At 73.8% G+C, this 21,243-nt stretch carries 16 protein-coding genes; 6 read left to right on the forward strand and 10 right to left on the reverse strand.

Annotation, left to right across the window (positions count from 1 at the left end; translation table 11 throughout):
* Positions 1–26 precede the first annotated feature (26 nt).
* The 3 genes from FB457_RS26355 (at position 27) to FB457_RS35420 (ending at position 1,871) form a co-directional block, all read left to right on the forward strand.
* Entirely contained in the window at positions 27–503 is a 477-nt protein-coding gene (locus FB457_RS26355; RefSeq protein ID WP_047018394.1) for a DUF4439 domain-containing protein, read from the forward strand.
* Between the two features lie 42 nt (positions 504–545).
* On the forward strand, positions 546–1,466 hold the full coding sequence (locus FB457_RS26360; protein WP_347615812.1) for an aminoglycoside phosphotransferase family protein: 921 nt from the start codon (positions 546–548) through the stop codon (positions 1,464–1,466).
* Positions 1,467–1,715: 249 nt separating this feature from the next.
* Positions 1,716–1,871, forward strand: coding sequence for a hypothetical protein (locus tag FB457_RS35420; protein ID WP_186462050.1), 156 nt, complete (start codon positions 1,716–1,718; stop codon positions 1,869–1,871).
* A gap of 86 nt (positions 1,872–1,957) precedes the next feature.
* Here FB457_RS35420 and FB457_RS26370 read toward each other — a convergent pair whose 3' ends face one another.
* The 7 genes from FB457_RS26370 to FB457_RS26400 all read right to left on the reverse strand — a co-directional run bounded on the left by FB457_RS26370 (position 1,958) and on the right by FB457_RS26400 (position 10,317).
* On the reverse strand, positions 1,958–3,673 hold the full coding sequence (locus FB457_RS26370; protein WP_145783501.1) for a proline--tRNA ligase: 1,716 nt from the start codon (positions 3,671–3,673) through the stop codon (positions 1,958–1,960).
* A gap of 81 nt (positions 3,674–3,754) precedes the next feature.
* On the reverse strand, positions 3,755–4,288 hold the full coding sequence (locus tag FB457_RS26375; RefSeq protein WP_047018391.1) for a GNAT family N-acetyltransferase: 534 nt from the start codon (positions 4,286–4,288) through the stop codon (positions 3,755–3,757).
* 125 nt (positions 4,289–4,413) lie between these two features.
* Positions 4,414–5,259, reverse strand: a complete 846-nt coding sequence (locus FB457_RS26380; RefSeq protein WP_047018390.1) for a GNAT family N-acetyltransferase — start codon at positions 5,257–5,259, stop codon at positions 4,414–4,416.
* A gap of 62 nt (positions 5,260–5,321) precedes the next feature.
* Positions 5,322–6,476: a flavodoxin-dependent (E)-4-hydroxy-3-methylbut-2-enyl-diphosphate synthase gene (ispG, locus tag FB457_RS26385; protein WP_145783503.1), complete on the reverse strand. Its 1,155-nt coding sequence runs from the start codon at positions 6,474–6,476 to the stop codon at positions 5,322–5,324.
* Positions 6,477–6,730: 254 nt separating this feature from the next.
* Positions 6,731–8,047, reverse strand: a complete 1,317-nt coding sequence (locus FB457_RS26390; RefSeq protein WP_047018388.1) for a M50 family metallopeptidase — start codon at positions 8,045–8,047, stop codon at positions 6,731–6,733.
* Positions 8,048–8,077: 30 nt separating this feature from the next.
* Positions 8,078–9,337, reverse strand: a complete 1,260-nt coding sequence (dxr, locus tag FB457_RS26395) for a 1-deoxy-D-xylulose-5-phosphate reductoisomerase (protein WP_047018387.1) — start codon at positions 9,335–9,337, stop codon at positions 8,078–8,080.
* A gap of 17 nt (positions 9,338–9,354) precedes the next feature.
* Positions 9,355–10,317, reverse strand: coding sequence for a sulfite exporter TauE/SafE family protein (locus tag FB457_RS26400; protein WP_253911445.1), 963 nt, complete (start codon positions 10,315–10,317; stop codon positions 9,355–9,357).
* A gap of 146 nt (positions 10,318–10,463) precedes the next feature.
* On the opposite strand from FB457_RS26400, the gene FB457_RS26405 reads away from it, so the two are divergent.
* Positions 10,464–11,255: an ArsR/SmtB family transcription factor gene (locus tag FB457_RS26405; RefSeq protein ID WP_047018386.1), complete on the forward strand. Its 792-nt coding sequence runs from the start codon at positions 10,464–10,466 to the stop codon at positions 11,253–11,255.
* Positions 11,256–11,303: 48 nt separating this feature from the next.
* Here the strand turns inward: FB457_RS26405 and FB457_RS26410 are convergent, their stop codons facing one another.
* Positions 11,304–13,262, reverse strand: a complete 1,959-nt coding sequence (locus FB457_RS26410; RefSeq protein WP_047018385.1) for an acyl-CoA dehydrogenase family protein — start codon at positions 13,260–13,262, stop codon at positions 11,304–11,306.
* A gap of 536 nt (positions 13,263–13,798) precedes the next feature.
* On the opposite strand from FB457_RS26410, the gene FB457_RS26415 reads away from it, so the two are divergent.
* Both FB457_RS26415 and FB457_RS26420 read left to right on the forward strand, forming a co-directional pair.
* Positions 13,799–15,247, forward strand: coding sequence for an aldehyde dehydrogenase family protein (locus tag FB457_RS26415; protein ID WP_047018384.1), 1,449 nt, complete (start codon positions 13,799–13,801; stop codon positions 15,245–15,247).
* A gap of 173 nt (positions 15,248–15,420) precedes the next feature.
* Positions 15,421–16,740 (forward strand): phospholipase D-like domain-containing protein, encoded by a 1,320-nt coding sequence (locus FB457_RS26420; RefSeq protein WP_047018383.1) that lies wholly within the window; start codon positions 15,421–15,423, stop codon positions 16,738–16,740.
* 48 nt (positions 16,741–16,788) lie between these two features.
* Here FB457_RS26420 and FB457_RS26425 read toward each other — a convergent pair whose 3' ends face one another.
* Complete coding sequence (locus tag FB457_RS26425) at positions 16,789–18,678, reverse strand: helix-turn-helix domain-containing protein (protein WP_047018382.1); 1,890 nt, start codon at positions 18,676–18,678, stop codon at positions 16,789–16,791.
* 251 nt (positions 18,679–18,929) lie between these two features.
* Positions 18,930–21,125, reverse strand: a complete 2,196-nt coding sequence (locus FB457_RS26430; protein WP_486589140.1) for a hypothetical protein — start codon at positions 21,123–21,125, stop codon at positions 18,930–18,932.
* Positions 21,126–21,243: the final 118 nt, after the last annotated feature.

Consider the following 21,243-nt stretch of genomic DNA (forward strand, 5'->3'; position numbering starts at 1 on the left):
CCCCTGCCCGTACCCCAGGAGGCACCGTGAGCGAACCGTCCGACGAGGCCCGCGCCGCGGCGCAGCGCGCGCTGGCCGCCGAGCACGCCGCCGTCTACGGCTACGGCGTCGTCGGCGCCCGCGCCGGCGGCCTGGCCGACCAGGCGCGCGCCGGCTACGACGCCCACCGCGCCCGCCGCGACGCCCTCAGCCGCGTCGTCAGCGACCTCGGCGACCGGCCGCAGCCCGCCGCCGCCGCGTACGCGCTGCCGTTCGCGGTGCCGGACGAGGCCGCCGCCGTACGGCTGGCGACCGAGCTGGAGGACCGGATCGCGGGCAGCTACGCCGACCTCGTCCGCGCCGCGGAGGGCGAGCTGCGCCGCGACGCGGCGGCCGCGCTGCGCGAGGCGGCGGTCCGGGCGGCACGCTGGCGCGGCGGGAGCGTAGCCTTCCCTGGGCTGGCCGAACGCACGCCCGACACCGCACCCGCGGGCCGGAAGGAGGGCGCCGGCCGCCAGGACTGACCCCCGCCGCCAGGCCCGACCCAGCAAGAGGACACCGCCCGTATGGCATCTGCACCGCAGTACAGGGCCGAGCCGCCGGAGCGCCTGGTGCGCCACGTCTCCGCCCGCGGCGACCCCGGCCACGCCTGGCTCGCAGGGCTGTCCGAGCTGGTGGAGGGGCTGCTGCGACGCTGGGAGCTGACTCCGGAGAGGGTGCACGCGCCGGGCGGCAGGACCAGCGTCCTCGTCCTCGTACGGCAGGAGGACGGCACCCCGGCGGCGCTCAAGGTCGCGTACGAGCCGGAGCGCATCGCGGCCGAGCAGCGCGCGCTGGAGCACTGGAACGGCGTCGGCGCCGTGCGGCTGCTGCGCGCGGAGGCCGCGTCGGGGGCGCTGCTGCTGGAACGGCTCCAGGCGGACGTCAGCCTCCGCTCGCTGGCGGAGGCGAAGGCGCAGCTGGAGGCGGCGGCGACGCTGCAGCGGCTGTGGACCGCGCCGCCCGCGGGCCACCCGCTGCCGACCGTGGCCGAGCACACCGGGCGGCTCGCGGAGCGCCTGCGCGCCCTGCGCGCCGAGCCGTGCGCAGAGCTGGTCGACGCGGCGCTCGACCGGCGCGAGGCGCTGCTCGGCGACCGGGCGGCGGCGGGGCCCGACGTGCTGCTGCACGGCGACTACCACCAGGGGCACGTGCTGGCCGGCGAACGGATGCCGTGGCTCGCGGTGGGGCCGCGGCCGCTGGTGGGCGAGCGGGCGTACGACCTGGCCTGGCCGGCGCGGGACCGCGTCGACACCCTGGTGGCCGCGCCGGGCGCGGCGGCGGCGACGAGGCGGCGGCTGACGAAGCTGGCGGACGCCCTGGACGTCGACCGGGACCGGCTGCGGGACTGGACGCTGTTCCGCTGCGTCGCGACGGGCGTGACGGCCCTGGCCCGCGGCGACCGCAACGGCGGCGAACTCCACCTGGAGTACGCGGGCTGGCTCTGACCGCTCCCGGGCCGCCCAGCGGGCGCCAACAGGCCGTCCGCGGACGGCCTGTTGGCGCCCGCTGGGCGGCGGGGGCGACGCCCTGGGATGCCCGCATGGATCCGGCCCCGCCCTCGCGCACACGGTCCCGGTGGGCCCTGGTCGCCGGGGCCGTACTGGTCGCGGCCGGGGTGCTGGACGCGAGCATCGCGTACGTGAGGGGCGGGGACGACGACGCCGCCGACGCGCAGGAGGAGGTGCGGGCGTACGTTGCCGCCTGGGCGCGCGGCGCGAACGAGGAGGCCGCGCGCCACACCGACCGGCCCCGGCGTCGAGGACGGCGGCTCCGGCGACAAGGACGCGGGCCCGGTCGCCGCCGGCTTCCTCCGCGCGACCGCGCCCGCGGAGGGCGGCTCCGGCCGCTGACGCCGCCACCCGGCCGCGCGCCGCCCCGACGGCGGCGGCCGACGCCGGTCAGTTCCGCCGGTTCTCCGCGGCCGGTGCCGCGGCTCTCACCCCGCCGCCGTCAGCCGCGCCAGCGCCTCGTCCACCGGCAGTTCCTCGCGCTCGCCGGTGCGGCGGTCCTTCAGCTCCACCACGCCCTCACCCGCGCGCCGCCCGGCGACCAGGATCTGCGGCACCCCGATCAGCTCGGCGTCGGTGAACTTCACGCCGGGCGACACCGACGCCCGGTCGTCCACCAGCACCCGCACGCCCGCGGCGCCCAGCTTCTCCGCCAGCTCCAGCGCCAGCTCCGTCTGCTTGGCCTTGCCCGCCGCGACGATGTGCACGTCCGCCGGGGCCACCTCGCGCGGCCAGCACAACCCCAGCTCGTCGTGCGTCTGCTCGGCGAGCGCGGCGACGGCCCGGGAGACCCCGATCCCGTACGAACCCATGGTCACCCGCACCGGCTTGCCGTTCTGGCCGAGGACGTCCAGCTCGAAGGCGTCGGCGTACTTGCGGCCCAGCTGGAAGATGTGGCCGATCTCGATGGCCCGGTCCAGCTCGATGCCCGCGCCGCAGCGCGGGCAGGGGTCGCCGGGCTCGACGACGACCACGTCGAGGTACTGGTCGACCTCGAAGTCGCGGCCGCACACCACGTTGCGCGCGTGCGAGTCGGGCTTGTTGGCGCCGGTCACCCACGAGGTGCCCGGGGCGACCCGGGGGTCGGCCAGGTAACGGAACGCCTTGCCGGCCATGCCCTGCGGGCCGACGTACCCCCGGACCAGGTCGGGGCGGCCGGCGAAGTCCTCGGCGGTGACGACCTCGACCTGGGCCGGGGCCAGGTGCTCGGCGAGCTTGCCCAGGTCCACCTCGCGGTCGCCGGGCACGCCGACCGCGGTGATCTCGCCGTCGACCTTCACCAGCAGGTTCTTCAGCGTCGCGGACGCCGGGACGTCCAGGTGCGCGGCGAGGGTCTCGATCGTCGGGGTGTCGGGGGTGTCCAGCTCCTCGACCGGCGGGTGGACGTCGGCCGGGGAGGGCGCCACCGTCGTCGTCAGCGCCTCGGTGTTCGCGGCGAAGCCGCAGGAGGGGCACTGCACATACGTGTCCTCGCCCGCGGCGGCGGGGGCCAGGAACTCCTCGCTGGCCGACCCGCCCATGGCGCCGGAGACGGCGGAGACGATCCGGTAGTCGAAGCCGAGCCGCTCGAAGATCCGCCGGTACGCCTCGCGGTGCAGCCCGTAGGCCGCGGCCAGGCCCTCGTCCGAGGTGTCGAAGGAGTACGAGTCCTTCATGTGGAACTCACGGCCGCGCAGCACGCCGGAGCGGGGCCGCGCCTCGTCCCGGTACTTGATCTGGATCTGGTAGAGGATCACGGGCAGGTCCTTGTAGGACGAGCACTGATCCTTGACGACCTGGGCGAAGAGCTCCTCGTGCGTGGGACCCAGCACATAGTCCACGCCCTTGCGGTCCTGGAGGGAGAAGAGCAGGTCGCCGTATTCCTCGGCGCGGCCCGTCGTCTCGTACAGCTCGCGGGGCAGCAGGGCCGGCAGCAGCACCTCCTGGCCGCCGATCGCGTCCATCTCCTCGCGGACGACCCGCGCCACGTTCTCCAGGACCCGCTTGCCGAGCGGCAGCCACGTCCACACCCCGGCGGACGAGCGGCGGACATAGCCCGCGCGGACGAGCAGCTTGTGGCTCGCGGTCTCGGCGTCGGCGGGGTCGTCGCGCAGCGTCTTGAGCATCATCCGGGACATGCGCTGAACGTGGCTGTGCTGGCTCATGCCCCGGACTCTAGCGCCGGACGCGGGGCCGCCGGTAATTCGCCCGCCGAAGCTGTGGACAACTCGCCGGTTGTGGACAACTCAGCGCAGCAGCGGCAGCTCCGCGCCCATCACCACGTACGGGCTGGGGGCGCCGGGGAAGACCACGCGGCGGGCGAGGTCGCGGTAGCCGAGCTGCCGGTACAGGTGGCGCGCGGGGCTCTCCACGTCGATCGCCGAGAGCAGGCTCCTGGGCTCCGCGGCGGAGTCGGTGATCCGCGTGATCAGCTCGCGGCCGATGCCCCGCTGCTGGAAGGCGGGGTGCACGTGGAGTTCGGTGATGACGAAGGCGTCGTCGAGCCAGCGGTCCTCGCCCGCGGCGCGCAGATAGGGCTGGACGACGGTGGACCACCAGTACACGCGGTTGTTCGGCATGCCGTAGACGAACCCGGCGAGCCGGCCGGTGGCGGTGGTGGCGCCCAGCGCACGGGCGCCCGTGTTGGTCAGGTGCCGCAGCACGACATGGCGGCGGACGGCGATCTCGTCGTCGGTGAGCCCGAAGGCGACGGCCTGTACGGCAAGCGCGTCGTCCACGCGGGCGGCGAGGTCGAGAGGGCCGACGACGACGTCATCCATGGCTGCGCACCCTACCCTGCGCCCGCGGCCCGCCGGCCCAACCCCCGTGGCCACGCCCCGCCGCGACGCCGGAAGCCCGCGGACCCGGCGACCGTACGCGCCCCGCGCCGCCGCGGACCCGGCTCTCAGAACAGCACGCTCATGAACGCCCCGACCTCGCGGAAGCCCACCCGGCGATACGCCGCGCGCGCCACCGTGTTGAAGTCGTTCACGTACAGGCTGACCACCGGCGCCACCTCGCGCAGCGCGTACCGCAGGACGGCCGCGAGGCCGATCTCCGACAGCCCGCGCCCGCGGTGCTCCGGTGCCACCCACACGCCCTGGATCTGGCACGCGTGGGCCGTCGCGGCGCCGATCTCCGCCTTGAAGACGACCTCGCCGTCCTCCACGCGCGCGAAGGAACGGCCGCCGCCCACCAGTTCCGCGACCCGCGCCTGGTACAGCAGCCCGCCGTCGCCGGCGAGCGGCGAGATCCCGACCTCCTCGGTGAACATGGCCACGCACGCGGGCATGATCAGGTCCATCTCGTCCTTGCGGATGCGGCGGACCAGCGGGTCGGGCTCGACCTCCGCGGGCATCGAGGTGGTGACCATCAGCGGCTGCCGCGCCCGCACCTCGCGCGCCGGTCCCCAGGCCGGCTCCAGCAGGGACCACAACTCGGCGGTGGGCTCCGCCAGGCCGACGATCGAGGAGCAGCGGCGTCCCGCGCGCCGGGCGCGCTCGGCGAAGCCGCGGACCGCCTCGGGGGTGGCGCAGACGGGCACGAGGTTGGCGCCGGCGTAGCAGAGGGACTCCAGCCGCCCGCCCGCGTACCAGCCCCACAGCTCACCGCCGAGCCGCCAGGGATCGAGCCCCGCGACGGCGACGCGGGAGGCGACGAACGCGTTGGCGACCGGTTCGCGGTCGAGCACGGCACGGGCGGCGTCGAGCTCCGCGGGCTCCAGCAGCCGGGTGGTGGTGGTCGTCAACACAGCGGCACTGTACCCGTGCGCGCGTCCGCCCGCTTCCTGCGGGTACGCGCCGTGCCCGGCGGTCAGCCGACGGTGACCTCCGGCTCGCCGGCAGCGGTGCCATCGGCCTCCATCCGGTCGGCGATCTTCATCGCCTCCTCGATGAGCGTCTCGACGATCTTCGACTCGGGGACGGTCTTGATGACCTCTCCCTTCACGAAGATCTGGCCCTTGCCGTTGCCGGAGGCGACGCCGAGGTCGGCCTCGCGGGCCTCGCCGGGACCGTTGACGACGCAGCCCATGACGGCGACGCGCAGCGGCACCTCCATGCCGTCCAGACCGGCGGTGACCTCGTCGGCGAGCTTGTAGACGTCGACCTGGGCGCGGCCGCAGGAGGGGCAGGAGACGATCTCCAGCCGGCGCTCGCGCAGGCCGAGGGACTCCAGGATCTGGATGCCGACCTTGACCTCCTCCACCGGCGGGGCGGAGAGGGAGACGCGGATCGTGTCGCCGATGCCCTCGCCGAGGAGCGCACCGAAGGCGACGGCGGACTTGATGGTGCCCTGGAAGGCGGGTCCCGCCTCAGTGACGCCGAGGTGCAGCGGGTAGTCGCACTGGGCGGCGAGCTGCCGGTACGCGTTGACCATGACGACCGGGTCGTTGTGCTTCACCGAGATCTTGATGTCCGTGAAGCCGTACTCCTCGAAGAGCGAGCACTCCCACAGCGCGGACTCGACCAGCGCCTCCGGGGTGGCCTTGCCGTACTTCGCGAGCAGCCGCCGGTCGAGCGAGCCCGCGTTCACCCCGATACGGATGGGGGTGCCGGCGGCGGAGGCCGCCCGGGCGATCTGCTTGACCTGGTCGTCGAACTTCTTGATGTTGCCCGGGTTCACCCGGACCGCGGCGCAGCCGGCGTCGATCGCGGCGTAGACGTACTTCGGCTGGAAGTGGATGTCCGCGATGACGGGGATCTGCGACTTCCCGGCGATCACGGGCAGCGCGTCGGCGTCGTCCTGCGTGGGGCAGGCGACCCGGACGATCTGGCAGCCGGAGGCGGTCAGCTCGGCGATCTGCTGGAGGGTGGCGCCGATGTCGGAGGTGCGGGTGGTGGTCATCGACTGGACGGAGACCGGCGCATCGCCGCCGACGGCGACGGAACCGACCTGCAGCGTCCGACTCGCCCTGCGCTCGGCCATCTTCAGCGGAACGGACGGCATTCCCAGCGAAACGGCAGTCATCTGGCGGCAACCCCTGTTGTACGGATCATGGCCCCCGCCGGATGAGGGCCCGGCTACCGAGATTACGGCACCCGTGTGCCGGGCCGCGGCCGGCGCCGGGGTGGTCACCGGAAGTGTCGACAAACCGGCACCGTACGTTTACCGCACGGTGCGCCGGACGCGCGGCCCGGGCGCGCCTCGCGGACCGGCGCAGGCGCCGGGAGGCGGCGGGCGGGCGCGTACCGCCTGGTCCGCGCCCCGCTCCGCCGCCCGGGTCACCCGGTGAGCTTCACCGGGTTCACCACGTCCGCGACGAGCACCAGCAGCGTGAAGCAGATGAACACCCCGGCGACCACGTACGCCACCGGCATCAGCTTGGCGACGTCGAAGGGCCCGGGATCCGGTCGCCGGAAGACCCGCGCGAACGCGCGCCGCACCGACTCCCACAGCGCCCCCGCGATGTGCCCGCCGTCCAGCGGCAGCAGCGGCAGCATGTTGAAGAGGAACAGTGACAGGTTGAAGCCCGCCACCAGCAGCAGCATCGATGCCACCCGCTGCTCCGGCGGGATGTCGAGGTTCAGCACCTCGCCGCCGACCCGGGCCGCGCCGACGACGCCGACCGGCGAGTCCTCCTTGCGCTCCTCGCCCTGGAACGCCGCGTCCCACAGGTCGGGAACCTTGGAAGGCAGCGCGATCAGCGCGTCGAAGCCGTTGACCACCATGTCGCCCATGCGGTCCACGGACTGGCCGAAGTCCTGCTTGACCACGCCGGTGGCGGGGGTGAAGCCGAGGAAGCCGGCCTTCACGTACTCGCCGTCGACGTAGCCGCCGTCGCCGTCGCTCTTGCTGACCGTGTTCTCGGTGAGCGTGGGGTGCAGGTCGACGCGCTTGCCGTCGCGCTCGACGGTGACGGTGGCCGGGCCGATGGTCTCGCGGATGCTCTTCTGCAGGGTCTCCCAGTCGCCGACCGGGCGGCCGTTGAACGCCACGATCCGGTCGCCGCGCTCCAGCCCCGCCTTCTTCGCGGGCGCGGCGGGGTCGGCGTCGCTGCACTTGCGGTCCGGGTTCTCGGCGACCGACTCGGCCTTGATCACGCAGTCGGAGACCGAGCCGACGGTCGTGGTCTGGGTGGCGATGCCGAACGTCATCATCACGCCGACGAACACCACGACGGCCAGCACCAGGTTCATGAACGGCCCGGCGAACATCACGACGACCCGCTTCCACGGGGCCCGCGTGTAGAACAGCCGCTTCTCGTCGCCGGGCTCCAGCTCCTCGTACGCCGCCTGCCTGGCGTCCTCGATCATCCCGCGGAACGGCGAGGTGGAGCGCTGCTGTACCCGCCCGTCCTCGCCCGGCGGGAACATCCCGATCATGCGGATGTAGCCGCCGAGCGGGATCCACTTGATGCCGTACTCGGTCTCCCCCTTCTTGCGGGAGAACATCGTGGGGCCGAAGCCGACCATGTACTGCGGGACGCGGATGCCGAACATCTTGGCCGTGCTGAGGTGGCCGAACTCGTGCCAGGCGATGGAGACGAGGAGCCCGAGGGCGAAGACGACGATGCCGAGAATCGTCATGAGTGTCGTCATGGGCGCACCTTCGTCATCAGTTGTCGATCGTCACTTGTCGTGCTGGTCGGCAGGCAGCCCGGCCAGCTCCCTGGCCCGGGCACGAGCCCAGGTCTCGGCTTCCAGGACGTCCGCGACCGTCAGCCGGGTTCCCGGATCGTCCGTGCCGTGTTCCGCGACGACCTGGCTGACCGTGTCCATGATGCCAAGGAACGGGAGCTTGCCGGTGAGGAAGCCGTCGACACACTCCTCGTTCGCCGCGTTGAAGACCGCCGGGGCGGTGCCGCCGAGGGCGCCGACGTGGCAGGCCAGCGGCACGGAAGGGAACGCCTTCTCGTCGAGCGGGAAGAACTCCCAGGTGGCGGCGGCCGACCAGTCGAAGGCGGGCGCGGCGTCCGGCACCCGGTCGGGCCAGCCCAGCGCCAGCGCGATCGGCATCCGCATGTCGGGCGGGCTGGCCTGGGCCAGGGTGGAGCCGTCGGTGAACTCGACCATGGAGTGCACGTAGGACTGCGGGTGGACGACGACCTCGATGCGGTCGAAGGGCACGTCGTAGAGCAGGTGCGCCTCGATGACCTCCAGGCCCTTGTTGACCAGCGTGGAGGAGTTGATGGTGACGACGGGGCCCATGTCCCAGGTGGGGTGCGCCAGCGCCTGCTCCGGGGTGACCTCCGTCAGCTCCTCGCGCGTCCGGCCGCGGAACGGGCCGCCGGATGCGGTGACGAGCAGCTTGCGGACCTCGCCGCGGGTGCCGCCGAGCAGGGCCTGGTAGAGAGCGGAGTGCTCGGAGTCCACGGGCACGATCTGGCCGTGCCTGGCCACCTCCTTGACCAGCGGACCGCCGACGATCAGCGACTCCTTGTTGGCCAGCGCCAGCATCCGTCCCGCTTTGAGGGCGGCGAGGGTGGGCGCGAGGCCGATGGAACCGGTGATGCCGTTGAGCACGGTGTGGCACTCGTCGGCGGCGACCTCGGTGGCCGCGTCGGGACCCGCCAGCACCTCGGGGAGCGGCTCCCCGGCCCCGTACCGCGCGGCCAGCGCCTCGCGCAGCTCACCCGCCTTGCCGGCGCGGGCGACCGCGACGCGGCGTACGCGCAGCTTGTGCGCCTGCTCGGCCAGCAGCTCCACCCGGCCGCCCGCCGCGGACAGGGCGGTGACCCGGAACCGGTCGGGGTTGCGCAGCACGATGTCGATGGCCTGGGTGCCGATGGATCCGGTCGAGCCGAGGATGACGATCTCGCGGGGGCCGTCGTCGGCGGTCGCGGGACGCAGGTGCGGATCGGCGAGCGGGGCAGCAGAGGTCTCGGTCATCGCCCCATTGTGTCCGCTCACACTTGGCGCGGAGCAGATGCCCTCTCGATGCCGTCCGCCGGTGGCTCACCCGTCGATTCGCCGTCCACCGCCGGGGCGCCGGCGGGGGCCGTCGCGGGCCGCGGGCGGCGGGGGCGGCTGCTGATCACGGCGTACGCGGCGAGCACGGCGCAGGCCGGGACGATGACGGTCTCCGGCACGTGCACCAGGGACAGCCCGGTGGCGAGCAGGATGATCGCCAGCACCCAGCGCAGCACGGCGCCGGGGGCGCGGGTGGAGAGCACGGCGCCGACGAGCACGCCGGGGATGGCGCCGAGGAGGAGCACGGCCGCGAGCCCCAGACTGGCGTCGCCGACGAGGAAGTGGCCGCCCGCGGCGGCGGCGACGATCGGGATGGCCTGGACGAGGTCGGTGCCGACGAGGTGGTTGGCCTTGAGCCGGGGGTGCACGAGCATCAGCATCACGATGATCAGCGAGCCGGAGCCGACCGAGGTCATGCCGACGACGAGGCCGCCGACGAGCCCGATGACGAGCGTGGGCACGGGGCGTACCGGCACGTGCGCGTCCTCGGTCTCCTCGCCCTGCGCGGCGCGTCGCCGGTCCAGCCACATCCGGGCGAGCATGCCGGTGACGGCGAGCAGCAGCGCCGCGCCGATGACGATCTTCACCCGGCTCTGCAGGTCGTCGCCCTCGCCGAGGAACTGCAGCAGAAAGGCGCCGCAGAACGCGGCCGGCACCCCGGTGGGCAGCAGCCAGCGCACCACGTCCCAGCGGACGGTTCCCGCCTTCTGGTGCACGGCGGCGCCGAAGGGCTTCATGAAGACCGAGGTCGCGAGGTCGCTGCCGATGGCCTGGGTGGGGTTGACACCGAAGACCGTCACCATGAGGGGGGTCATGAGGGCGCCGCCGCCCATGCCCGTGAGGCCGACCATGCAGCCCACGAAGGCTCCGGCCACGACCATCGACCACGAAAAGTCCATAGACATCGATACTAGGGATTTCCTATCGGGATGCTAGGGATAGCTTTCTGCGATTTTCACACCCGAACCGTGAGCTCCGCCACTCGACGGCCCCGCCTTGACAGGCAACCAATTGGTTGCCAATCTGGGCGACCGAGGTGGTGACCATGGACGACGTCTTCCGGGCGCTCGCCGACGGCAGCCGCAGAGAGCTGCTCGACCGCCTCAACGAGCGGAACGGCCAGACCCTGCGGGAGCTGTGCGCGGGACTGGAGATGAGCAGGCAGGCGGTGAGCAAGCACCTGGCGGTGCTGGAGTCCGCCGGCCTGGTCACCGCCGTGCGGCACGGCCGGGAGAAGCTGCACTACCTCAACCCCGTGCCGATCCACGAGGTGGCCGACCGCTGGATCGGCCGGTACGAGCGCGGGCGCCTCACGGCCCTGTCCGCGCTCAAGCAAGCGTTGGAGGGAAATCCCTTGAAGAAGCCCGCGTTCGTCTACACGATCTACATCGAGACCACGGCCGAGAAGCTCTACGAGGCGCTGACGACGCCGGAGTTCCTCAAGCAGTACCACGGCGGCTGGGCGCCCCGCTCCGACTGGCAGGCCGGCTCGACCGTCTACTGGCCGATGGAGGAGAACGGCGAGCCCCTGGACCTGGGCCAGCGGGTCCTGGTGGCCGAGCCGGGCAGGCGGCTGGTGTACACCTGGCACACGCTGCAGCCGATGCACCAGGAGATGCTGGGCATGTCGGACGCGGAGTTCGCCGAGGCGAGCAAGGAGCGTTCGCAGGTCGCCTTCGACATCGAGCCGGCCGAGATCCCGAAGCTGGGCGTGAAGCTGACCATCACCCACGACCACTTCGACAGCGCGGAGAGCAGGATGCTGGAGAGCGTCAGCGGCGGCTGGGTCATGCTCGCCTCGCAGCTCAAGTCGATCCTGGAGCGGCAGCCTGCCTGACCGCGGCGCGCGGACGGCCCGCACCGCCGTCCGCGCGACCGCCGTCCGCTAGCCGATCGGCCGGTGCAGGTTCGGCTTCTTCGCCGGGCCCGGCTCGGCCTCGGCGATCCAGGGGCCGTCGCCCGACGGGTCGACGATGCCCTCCTCCAGCCAGGTGTACGCGTCGTCCAGCACCTGCCTGACCACCCTGCGGTCCAGGTCGTCGGTGTTCGTCCAGAGCCGGCCGAACAGCTCCTCGACCCGGATGCGGGCCTGCCGGCAGAAGGCGTCGGCCAGTTCGTACGCCTCCTTGCCGTGCCCGCCCCTGCCCGGGGCGGCGCGCAGCATCTCGGCCCGTACGCACGCGGCGCTCATCGCGAACAGCTCCGCGCCGATGTCCACCACCCGGCCGAGGAAGCCCTGCTTGGTCTCCATCCGCCCCTGCCAGCGCGACATCCCGTAGAACGTGGAGCGCGCCAGCCGGCGGGCCCCGCGCTCGACGAAGCGCAGGTGGGTGGAGAGGTCGCGGTGCCCGGGCGGGTGGAACTCGCCGTACGTCCGCGGCACCTGCCCCTTGCCCGCGACCAGCTTCGGCAGCCAGCGGGCGTAGAAGCCGCCGGCCCGCGCGCCCGCGCGCGCCTTCTCGGAGAGGTTCTTCTGCGGGTCGATGAGGTCGCCCGCGACCTTCAGGTGGGCGTCCACGGCCTCGCGGGCGATGAGGAGGTGCATGATCTCGGTCGAGCCCTCGAAGATCCGGTTGATCCGCAGGTCACGGACGATCTGCTCGGCCGGGATCGCCTTCTCGCCGCGGGCGGCCAGCGACTCGGCGGTCTCGTAGCCGCGGCCGCCGCGGATCTGGATCAGCTCGTCGGCCATGAGGCTGGCCATCTCCGAGCCGTAGAGCTTGGCGAGGGCGGCCTCGATGCGGATGTCGTTGCGGTCCTCGTCGGCCATCTGGGACGACAGGTCGAGCACCGCCTCCAGCGCGAACGTCGTCGCCGCGATGAAGGAGACCTTCGCGCCGACGGCCTCGTGCTCGGCGACCGGCCGGCCCCACTGCTCGCGGGCGCCGCTCCAGCCGCGGGCGATCTTCAGGCACCACTTGCCGGCGCCGACGCACAGGGCGGGCAGCGAGAGCCGCCCGGTGTTGAGGGTGGTCAGCGCGATCTTCAGGCCCGCGCCCTCCGGGCCGATGCGGTTGGCGGCGGGGACGCGCACCTGGTGGAAACGGGTGACGCCGTTCTCGATGCCGCGCAGTCCCATGAACTGGTTGCGGTTCTCCACCGTCACGCCCTCGGAGGCGGCTTCGACGACGAACGCCGTGATGCCGCCCCGGTGCCCCTCCGACTTCGGCACCCGCGCCATCACCACGAGGAGGTCGGCGACGACGCCGTTGGTGGTCCAGAGCTTGACCCCGTCGAGCAGGTAGTCGGCGTCGGGCCCGTCGCCGTCGGGGACGGCGGTGGTCGCCAGCCGGGCCGGGTCGGAGCCCACGTCTGGCTCGGTGAGCAGGAAGGCGGAGATGTCGGTACGGGCGCACCGGGGCAGGAACTCCTCCTTCTGCTCCTCGGTGCCGAAGATCTTCAGCGGCTGCGGCACGCCGATCGACTGGTGCGCCGAGAGCAGCGCACCGACGGCGGGGCTCGCGGTGCCGACGAGGGCGAGTGACTTGTTGTAGTAGACCTGCGTGAGGCCGAGACCGCCGTACTTCCGGTCGATCTTCATGCCGAAGGCGCCGATCTCCTTCAGCCCGCGCACCGTCTCGTCGGGGATCCGCGCGTCGCGCTCGATCACGGCCCCGTCGATGCTCGTCTCGCAGAAGTCCCGCAGCCGGGAGAGGAACTCCTCGCCGCGCGCCACGTCCTCGGCGGCGGGCTCGGGGTGGGGGTGGATGAGGTCGAGGCGGAAGCGGCCGAGGAACAGTTCCTTGGCGAAGCTGGGCTTGCGCCAGTCCTGCTCGCGTGCGGCCTCGGCGACCTCCCTGGCTTCCTTCTCGGAGACGGACGGCCGTGTGGATGGTGCGGTCATGAGGGGACTCACCTCGCCGCTGCGTAGGGGTTACCAGCCGGTCTACTTGTGCGTATGTACCCGATTCGGCCGGGCGACACCACCCCGCGCGCGCCAATCGGGTGTCCCGCACCCCGCCGCACGCCCCCCACGCCCCCGTCCCGGGCTCCTCCCGCAGGCGTTCCGCCGGCCTTCCGTGGGCCTTCTGCCTGCCTTCCGCCGGCCTTCTGGCGGACCTCCCCCGCCGTCCCCCGCACGCCCGCCCCAGGGTAGGCCGCCCCACCGACAAGATCACCCGGGCGGCGGCCGGGCCCGCGCAGACCCCCCGCGTCCCGCGCCGCGGCGGCCCCCGACCCCGTACCCTCGGCCTCGGCGGCCCGTGCGCGCACCGGCGGGCAGCGGGGCCCCGCCCCCGGCGCCGCACCCCCGCGCCGCCCCACCCTTCCGTCGCGTAGCGCCGCACCAGCGGAGTGCTACGCGCCGGACAACGCACCCTGCCCCGCCGACCGCCTACGGTGGGCAGCAGAGGTACTCGCACTCTCCGGAGGGACTCTGCCGTGACTTCCACACAAGCGTTCTGGCTCGCCGGCCGGCAGGCGACCGGCGAGGACACCCTAGACGTCACCTCGCCCTGGGACGGCCGCAAGGTCGGCACGGTGAGCATTCCCACCGACGCCCAGATCGAGGAGGCCGTCGCCGCCGCACACGCGGTGAAGGACGAGCTGGCCGCCACCCCCGCGCACGTGCGCGCCGCGGCGCTCGACCACGTGACCAAGCAGATCGCCGCGCGCGCCGAGGAGATCGCGCGGCTGATCTCCGCCGAGAACGGCAAGCCGCTGAAGTGGGCCCGCGGCGAGGTCGGCCGCGCCGTGTCCACGTTCCGCTTCGCCACCGAGGAAGCCCGCAGGTGGGGCAGCGGCGACGGCCAGCGGCTCGACACCGACCCGGGCGGGACCGGCCGGCTGGCCTTCACCCGGCGCTTCCCGTACGGCCCGGTCCTCGGCATCGCGCCGTTCAACTTCCCGCTGAACCTCTGCGCCCACAAGGTCGCCCCGGCCCTGGCCGTGGGCGCCCCGATCATCCTCAAGCCCGCCCCCGCCACCCCGCTCTCCGGTCTGCTGCTCGGCGAGCTGCTGGCGGAGACCGACCTGCCGGCCGGCAGCTGGAGCGTGCTGCCGGTGCCGAACGACCGGATGCCCGCCCTCACCCAGGACGAGCGGCTGCCGATCATCTCCTTCACCGGCTCGGACAAGGTCGGCTACGACATCCTCAACTCCGTCCCCGGCAAGCGCGTCACCCTGGAGCTGGGCGGCAACGGCGCCGCCGTTGTCCTGGGCGACTACTCCTCGGACGCCGACCTGGACCACGCCGCGCAGCGGATCGGCACGTTCGCCAACTACCAGGCGGGCCAGTCGTGCATCTCCGTCCAGCGGGTGATCGCCGACGCCTCGGTCTACGACCGCCTGGTGCCCAGGGTCGTCGCGGCCGTCGAGGCGCAGGTGACCGGCGACCCCGCGGACGAGGCCACCGACGTCGGCCCGATGGTGAGCGAGGCCGCGGCCCAGCGGCTGGAGTCGTGGGTCGACGAGGCGGTCGGCGCCGGTGCCCGGGTGCTGACGGGCGGCAAGCGGGACGGTGCGTCGTACGCGCCCACGGTGCTGACGGACGTGCCGGGCGGTGTGCGGATCTCCCGCGAGGAGGCGTTCGGGCCGGTCGTGACGGTGCAGCGGGCGGACGACGAGGACGCCGCGTTCGCGGCCGTCAACAACTCGAAGTACGGCCTCCAGGCGGGCGTGTTCACGCACGACGTGCAGAGCGCCTTCCGGGCGCAGCGGAAGCTGGAGGTCGGCGGCGTGATCGTCGGCGACGTCCCGTCGTACCGCGCGGACCAGATGCCGTACGGGGGCGTGAAGCGCTCCGGCGTGGGGCGCGAGGGCGTGCGGTACGCGATGGAGGACTACACCTACGAGAAGGTCATGGTCTTCACAGGGCTCGACGCGCTCTGACGACGGCCGGCCGGAAGGCGAGGACCCCCGGGATGTCCCGGGGCCCTCGCCTTTCAGCCAACCCGGGAATAACTACGAATAATTCGATGACAGGCTCCTGACAAGCCTGCGCTCCGCCCTCTAGGGTGCTCGGCGACCCGCCGACTCCCAGGCACCCAGGGGGGATCCACCACATGAGACGCATACGCGCCTGGCGGCCCGCGGGCGTGGCCGCCGTCCTGCTCTCGCTCACCGCGACGCTCGTCTCCGGCGCCACCGCCGCCGAGCACGAGCCCACGCCCGCATCCGCATCCGAGCCCCCGCCGGACGCCGTGCGCCCGGCCGCCGTCGCGAAGCCCGTCATCAACGGCCCGGTCTTCAACGACCCGCTCGGCACCGCCGCCCAGCGCGGCGCCGTCTTCACCCAGCTCATCGCCCTCATCGACGCCACCCCCGCCGGCCAGACCATCCGGGGCTCGGTGTTCGAGCTGGAGGACACGGCCGTCGCCGACGCCCTCATAGCCGCCCAGCGCCGCGGGGTCGCGGTCAGGCTGATCGTCGACGACAACACCCGCGACAAGGGCAGCGCCGCCTGGACCTCGCTGCGCGGCGCGCTGGGCACGGACGACACGAAGACGTCGTGGATCGTCGTCTGCGACGACCGGTTCGAGGACCCCGGCCAGGACAACGTGCAGCGCGGCTGCCTCCCGGTCCCGCCGCCGGGGCCCGCGTACAACCACAACAAGTTCTTCGTCTTCACCCGGGTCGGCCCCTTCGACGACGGGACCGCCTACGGCAAGGTCGTCTTCCAGTCGTCCTCCAACCTCAACGACTGGTACAAGAACGAGTCGTACAACGACGCCGTGACCTTCACCGACGCCACCGTCCACGACGGCTACGCGAAGTTCCACGAGGACCAGCGCCGCCTGCGCCACTCGGCGGCCGGCGACAGCACGTACTACTGGTCCACGCCCACGGGCTCCCCCTACCGCGCGTTCTTCTTCCCGCGCGGCGACGCGAACTACGGCAACCCGGCCACCGACACCATCGTCAACGCCCTCGACGAGGTGGCGTGCGCGTACACCGGCACGGACGGCAAGCGGCACCAGACCGACATCCGCGTCGCCATGTTCCAGTTCCTCGGCTCCCGCAAGCAGGTGGCCCAGAAGCTGGCGCAGAAGCGCGCGCAGGGCTGCTGGGTCGACGTCGTCTACAGCGAGGGCGACGCGACGGTCGAGGGCATCCTCGACGCCGCGGGCATCCAGCGGCAGTTCTGCAACTTCCCCAACGGCCCGGGCATCGACGTGCGGACGCACACGAAGTTCTGGCTGCTGGACGGCGACTACAACGGCAGCATCACGCCGCGCGTCTACACCGGCAGCCACAACTGGACGGGATCCGGCCTCCGTTCCGCGGACGAGGCGATGGTACGGATCACGAGCGCGGACTACCACGCGAAGTACCTGTCGTACTTCTACAAGATCCGCGACACCTGCAAGGCCCGTACGCCGTGACTCCCCGCCGCCCCGCCGGCCGCCGGCCGCCGGGGCGGCGGACCCCCGCTACGCCTTGAGGGCCAGCCACAGCTCCATCCGCGTGTCCGGGTCGTCCAGCGAGCGGCCGAGGATCTCCTCCACCCGCCGCATCCGGTAGCGCAGCGTGTGCCGGTGCACCCCGAGGTCGGCCGCCGCCGCGTCCCACTGCCCGTGCCGCGACAGCCACGCCCGCAGCGAGGCGACGAGGTCGCCGCGGCCCCGCTCGTCGTGCTCGCGCAGCGCCCGCAGCGTGCCGTCCGCGAACGCCTGCACGGCGTCGTCCGCCAGCAGGTCCACCACCGAGCCCGCCGTCACGTCCTCGTGCTCCACCAGCACCCGGCCGCGCCGCCGCGCCACCGACAGCGCCTGCTCGGCCTGCTTGTACGCCACCGTCACCACCGCGGGACCCGCCGGCGCCGACACCCCGGCGACCAGCGGCAGCGTCCCCTGCCCCGCGCCGGACCCGCGGGCCTGCCCCACCGCACCCGGGTGCGCGGCCTCGACCCGCCCCGCGTGCTGCACCGCCGCCTCCGCGACCGCGCCGCCGTCCGTGGCCAGGACCACCAGCCGGCCGGCGTCGGGCACCGCGAGGAACGCCTCGCCCGACCCGGCCGCAGCGGCGTCCAGCGCGTCGGCCAGCTCCCCCAGCGCCTCCGGCAGCGGCTCCGGCTCGCCCTCCCCCACCGGCGCCACCGGCGCGGCGGCCTCGGCGACGAGGAGGCGTACGGGCGCGTCCAGCAGCCCTCCGTACAGCGGCCCGGCGACGGACCGCGCGTGGTCGGGCTGGCCGGCGAGGAGCAGCCGCAGCACGGCGGTGCCGAGGCGCTGCTCGGCGGCGGAGAACGCGCTGGAGCGCTCGGTGACGAGGGTGAGGAGGGAGACGGCGGCGTGCACGGCGTAGCGCTCGGCGGGGCCCAGCTTGCCGTCGGTCCCGACGGCGAGGACGCCGCAGCAGCGGCGGCCGGAGCCGAGGGACTGCAGCTCGACGCGGTCCTCCGCCGGTCCGGCGGCGTCCCGCGCCGGGCGGTCGGGGGCGTGGCCCGCCCCACGGGCGGCATCGCCGGCCCGGCCGGGAGGAGCGTCGGCCGCGGCCTCCGGCGCCGCACCTGCGGCACCGTCCGATGCCGCCCCGTCCGCCGGCGTCCCTTCCACCACCGCTCCTTCCGCCACCGCTCCTTCCGCCACTGCTCCTTCCGCCGCCGTCCCCTCCGCTACGGCCCCTCCGCCGCCCGCGTCCGCCGGCCCGGCCGGCTCCGCGTCCGCCGGCTCCTCGGCCCGTACGCCCGCCACCACCGCGCTCGCCGGCGCGGGCCGCCGGCGCAGCCGCGCCACGTCGCCCTTCAGCGCCTCCGCCCGCGCCGCCGCCCCGGCCGGGGAGACCGCGAGCACCTCCCCCGCCGTGTCGTACAGCGCCGCCCAGCCGCGGACGTGCGCCGCGAGCCGGCTGACGACCGTCGCCGGTCCCTCCGCGCCCAGCGCCGCCCTGGTCAGGTCGCGCTGCGCCTCGAAGCCGCGGGTCAGCGACCGGTACTGGTCGGCGGCGATGGCCGCGGAGACCACCTTGGAGATGGCGATGAACGGCGTCGTCCGCGGCACCTCCAGCAGCGGCACCCGCGCCTCCCTGGCCGCCGCGAGCAGCGCCTCCGGCACGGTCTCGACGTTCACGCCGACGCCGAAGCCCACCCCGACCACCCCGGCGTCCGCGAGCCGCCGCATGTAGCGGCGCATGGCCTCGGCGTCCTCGACGTCGAGCTTGAGCGCGGTCGTGAGGATCAGCTCGCCGCCTTCGAGGTACGGCACGGGGTCTATCAACTCACTGGTCTGCGCCCAGCGCACGGCCACGTCCAGCTCGTCCGCGCCGGTGAGGACGGAGAGCTTGAGGGTGGGATGGCGGACGAGCGAGGCGAGCGTGGGCATGGCACCTTCTGGCTGCTGCGGCGGCCGGGGCCGCCATGCTGTTCGTGACCGTCTGCGCGACCGCCCAGGCCGGACCGGTCCGCTGCGTACGCGACCGGTCCCGACCGCCCCCGTCCGGCCCCGGTGGGCCCGCAGGCCCTCCGGAGTCCGGCGATCCGCACCGTCCTCCGACCGTCGCGGAGGTATCCGACCGCTTTCAGACTGTCGCTGTGCTTACGCCGCTCCGTATGAACGGCTGTTGCCATTGTGCCTCAGTGGTGCAAGTCGACCAGCACCGGAGGCGTCCGCTCGCCGTCCACGGTCGTCACGGAGAGCACCGCGTGCCCGGGCGGCAGCGTGTTCGCCAGCTCCGAGGCCGACCAGCGCTCCCGCTCCACGGTGCGCACCGTCACCGAGCGGCTCATGGCTTTCGTACCCGTGAAGACCTGCCGTACCCACCTCAGCAGCTTCCGGATGAGACCGCCGGAGACATCCGGGACATGCGTGACGTCCTCCGCCTCCACCCACTCCGCGCCCCACGCCTCCGCGAAGTGCCGGCCGTCCCAGGTGCTGACGCCGGTGAGCGCCATCCGGCAGCCGACCGCGGCCAGCAGCGGCCCGCGCACCGGCTCCGCGACGTCGTCGAGCCCGCGCAGCCCGAGGATCACGCCGGCGTGCGCGGCGCGCAGCCTCCCGATGGCCCGTACGGACTCGGGGCTGGCGGTGCGGGCGGCGTCGTCGAGGACGAGGGCGGCGAAGAGGGAGCGGTCGGAGCGGGCCGGGGCGGCGGCGGTGAACTGGGCGAGGAGGAGCCGGGCTAGCACCCGGGACGCCTCGGCGTGCGTACGCTCCGGCAGCACGATCCGTACCCGCATCGGGTGCTCCAGCGCCCGCATGGAGAACTGGCGGCCGCGGCCGCGGGTGTCGAAGAACCGGGCGAAGACCGGGCGGTCGAGCACGGCGAGCCGGCCGGCGAGGAGGGCGCCGACGTCGCCGGGGCGGGAGAGCTGGCGCTCGCGGGCGTCGAGCTCGCGGAGGGCGGCGACGGCGCGGTCGGCGGCGAAGGGGTCGGCACCGTCCTCGGGCATGCCCTCCGCGACGGCGGTGCAGTCGCGCCGCAGGGCGGCGAGGGCGGCACGGTCGCCGTCGAGGAGGCCGCGCAGCTCGGCGACGCCGGGGAAAGTGCCGTACGCCGACTGGTAGGCACCGATGAGCTGGCCGAGGGCGGTGACGGCGGGCCGGGCGTGCGCCCAGTCGGCCTCGTCGCCGCCGAGCAGGGCCTCGGCGAGGAGGGCGGCGGCCTCGTCGGGGTCGGCGGTGCCGCCGTAGAGGTCGAGGTCGTGGGGGGAGGAGGGGTCGGCGATGCGGATGACGACGTCGTACGCGTCGTCGTCGCCGAGCGGGGCGCCGGCCGCCCCGACGACGACGACCGCGGCCTGCCCGGCGAGCGCCTGGAGGCAGAGCAGCTCGGCGACGGGTCCGGTGACGCGGTCGCTGACCACGTTGCCCGCGGGGCCGACGGCGAGTAATCCGGTGCCGAGGAGGGCGGGTTCGAGGGCGATGCCGCCGCCGCGGTAGGCGTAGGGGTTGCGCTTGTCGTCGGGGGCGGCGCCGATGCGGACCTGGCCGGTGACGAGGTCGTGCCGGTACGCGCGGCGGCCGATGTCGCGGAGCCCGGAGGGGTGCGGGCAGGCGGCGGGGCCGTCGCGCCGTACGGAGTCGGCGAAGGCCCGCAGCCGCTCGGGCCGGGCCCGTACGGACTCCCAGGCCCGCGCTATCCGCGCCAGATCGACGTCGTTCATCCCCCCACCCCGGGCGGCCCCCCCGAGCACCTCGGCCTCCCCCACCAACCCGGCAGCCCGCAACTCGGGCCACACCACGGGATCCTCGGCTTCGGCGTCCTCCTGGGTCGGGTCGGGCTGCTGAGCACTGAGGGCGGGCTCCAGGAAGCGGGTCCACACCTCGCGCCACCGCCCGATGCGGCCGAAGACGTACACGAGCAACAGGATGAACAGGCCGTAGTAGAGGTAACCCGCGGCGACCATGGCGCCCGTGTCCCGCCAGGCGTCCAGGGTGACCCAGTCGAGCGGCCAGAGCCAGATGGTGATGACGCCGTTCCAGCAGAGCGACCACACGATCAACCCGCTGATCAGCGCGAGCGCGGCGCCGCCGAGCAGTTGCCGGTCGGACATCCGGTCCGCCTCGTCAGGCGGCCTGGGCACGTGCCCGAACCGCCAGATCCCCGGCCCCGCCTCCGGCCGCGGCGTGCGCATCCAGCGGACGAACGGGTTCTCCCACGCCTCGGTCCCGCCCTGCCCGGCTCCGGCCGCCGCGCCCGGCGCCGCTCCCCGGGACTGTGGCGGCACCGCAGGGCCGATGGGCGGCTGCGTGGGCCGCGCGGGACGCCAGGGCCGATCCCCGTGCTCCGGTCCCGACTTCCGCGGCCCGCGTCGGCCGTCCTCGCCCATGTTCTGCTCTTCCTTCCGCTGGTCCGGCCCCCGTTGCGGAGCCGGGCCCGATCCTGCGTTCCTGCGCCCCGTCACCGCCGGCCGGCAACTCGGCACCGTCCCGCCCAACTTAGCGCGT

This window comes from Streptomyces sp. CNZ287 (genome assembly GCF_007827615.1).

Coding starts and splice junctions, on each gene's coding strand:
- dxr (WP_047018387.1), bottom strand. CDS start 9,337: ATGACCGAGACCTCTGCTGCCCCGCTCGCCGATCCGCACCTGCGTCCC.
- FB457_RS26410 (WP_047018385.1), bottom strand. CDS start 13,262: ATGACCGCACCATCCACACGGCCGTCCGTCTCCGAGAAGGAAGCCAGG.
- FB457_RS26390 (WP_047018388.1), bottom strand. CDS start 8,047: ATGACGACACTCATGACGATTCTCGGCATCGTCGTCTTCGCCCTCGGG.
- FB457_RS26430 (WP_486589140.1), bottom strand. CDS start 21,125: ATGGGCGAGGACGGCCGACGCGGGCCGCGGAAGTCGGGACCGGAGCAC.
- FB457_RS26405 (WP_047018386.1), top strand. CDS start 10,464: ATGGACGACGTCTTCCGGGCGCTCGCCGACGGCAGCCGCAGAGAGCTG.
- ispG (WP_145783503.1), bottom strand. CDS start 6,476: ATGACTGCCGTTTCGCTGGGAATGCCGTCCGTTCCGCTGAAGATGGCC.
- FB457_RS26425 (WP_047018382.1), bottom strand. CDS start 18,678: ATGCCCACGCTCGCCTCGCTCGTCCGCCATCCCACCCTCAAGCTCTCC.
- FB457_RS26370 (WP_145783501.1), bottom strand. CDS start 3,673: ATGAGCCAGCACAGCCACGTTCAGCGCATGTCCCGGATGATGCTCAAG.
- FB457_RS26375 (WP_047018391.1), bottom strand. CDS start 4,288: ATGGATGACGTCGTCGTCGGCCCTCTCGACCTCGCCGCCCGCGTGGAC.
- FB457_RS26360 (WP_347615812.1), top strand. CDS start 546: ATGGCATCTGCACCGCAGTACAGGGCCGAGCCGCCGGAGCGCCTGGTG.
- FB457_RS26400 (WP_253911445.1), bottom strand. CDS start 10,317: ATGGACTTTTCGTGGTCGATGGTCGTGGCCGGAGCCTTCGTGGGCTGC.
- FB457_RS26420 (WP_047018383.1), top strand. CDS start 15,421: ATGAGACGCATACGCGCCTGGCGGCCCGCGGGCGTGGCCGCCGTCCTG.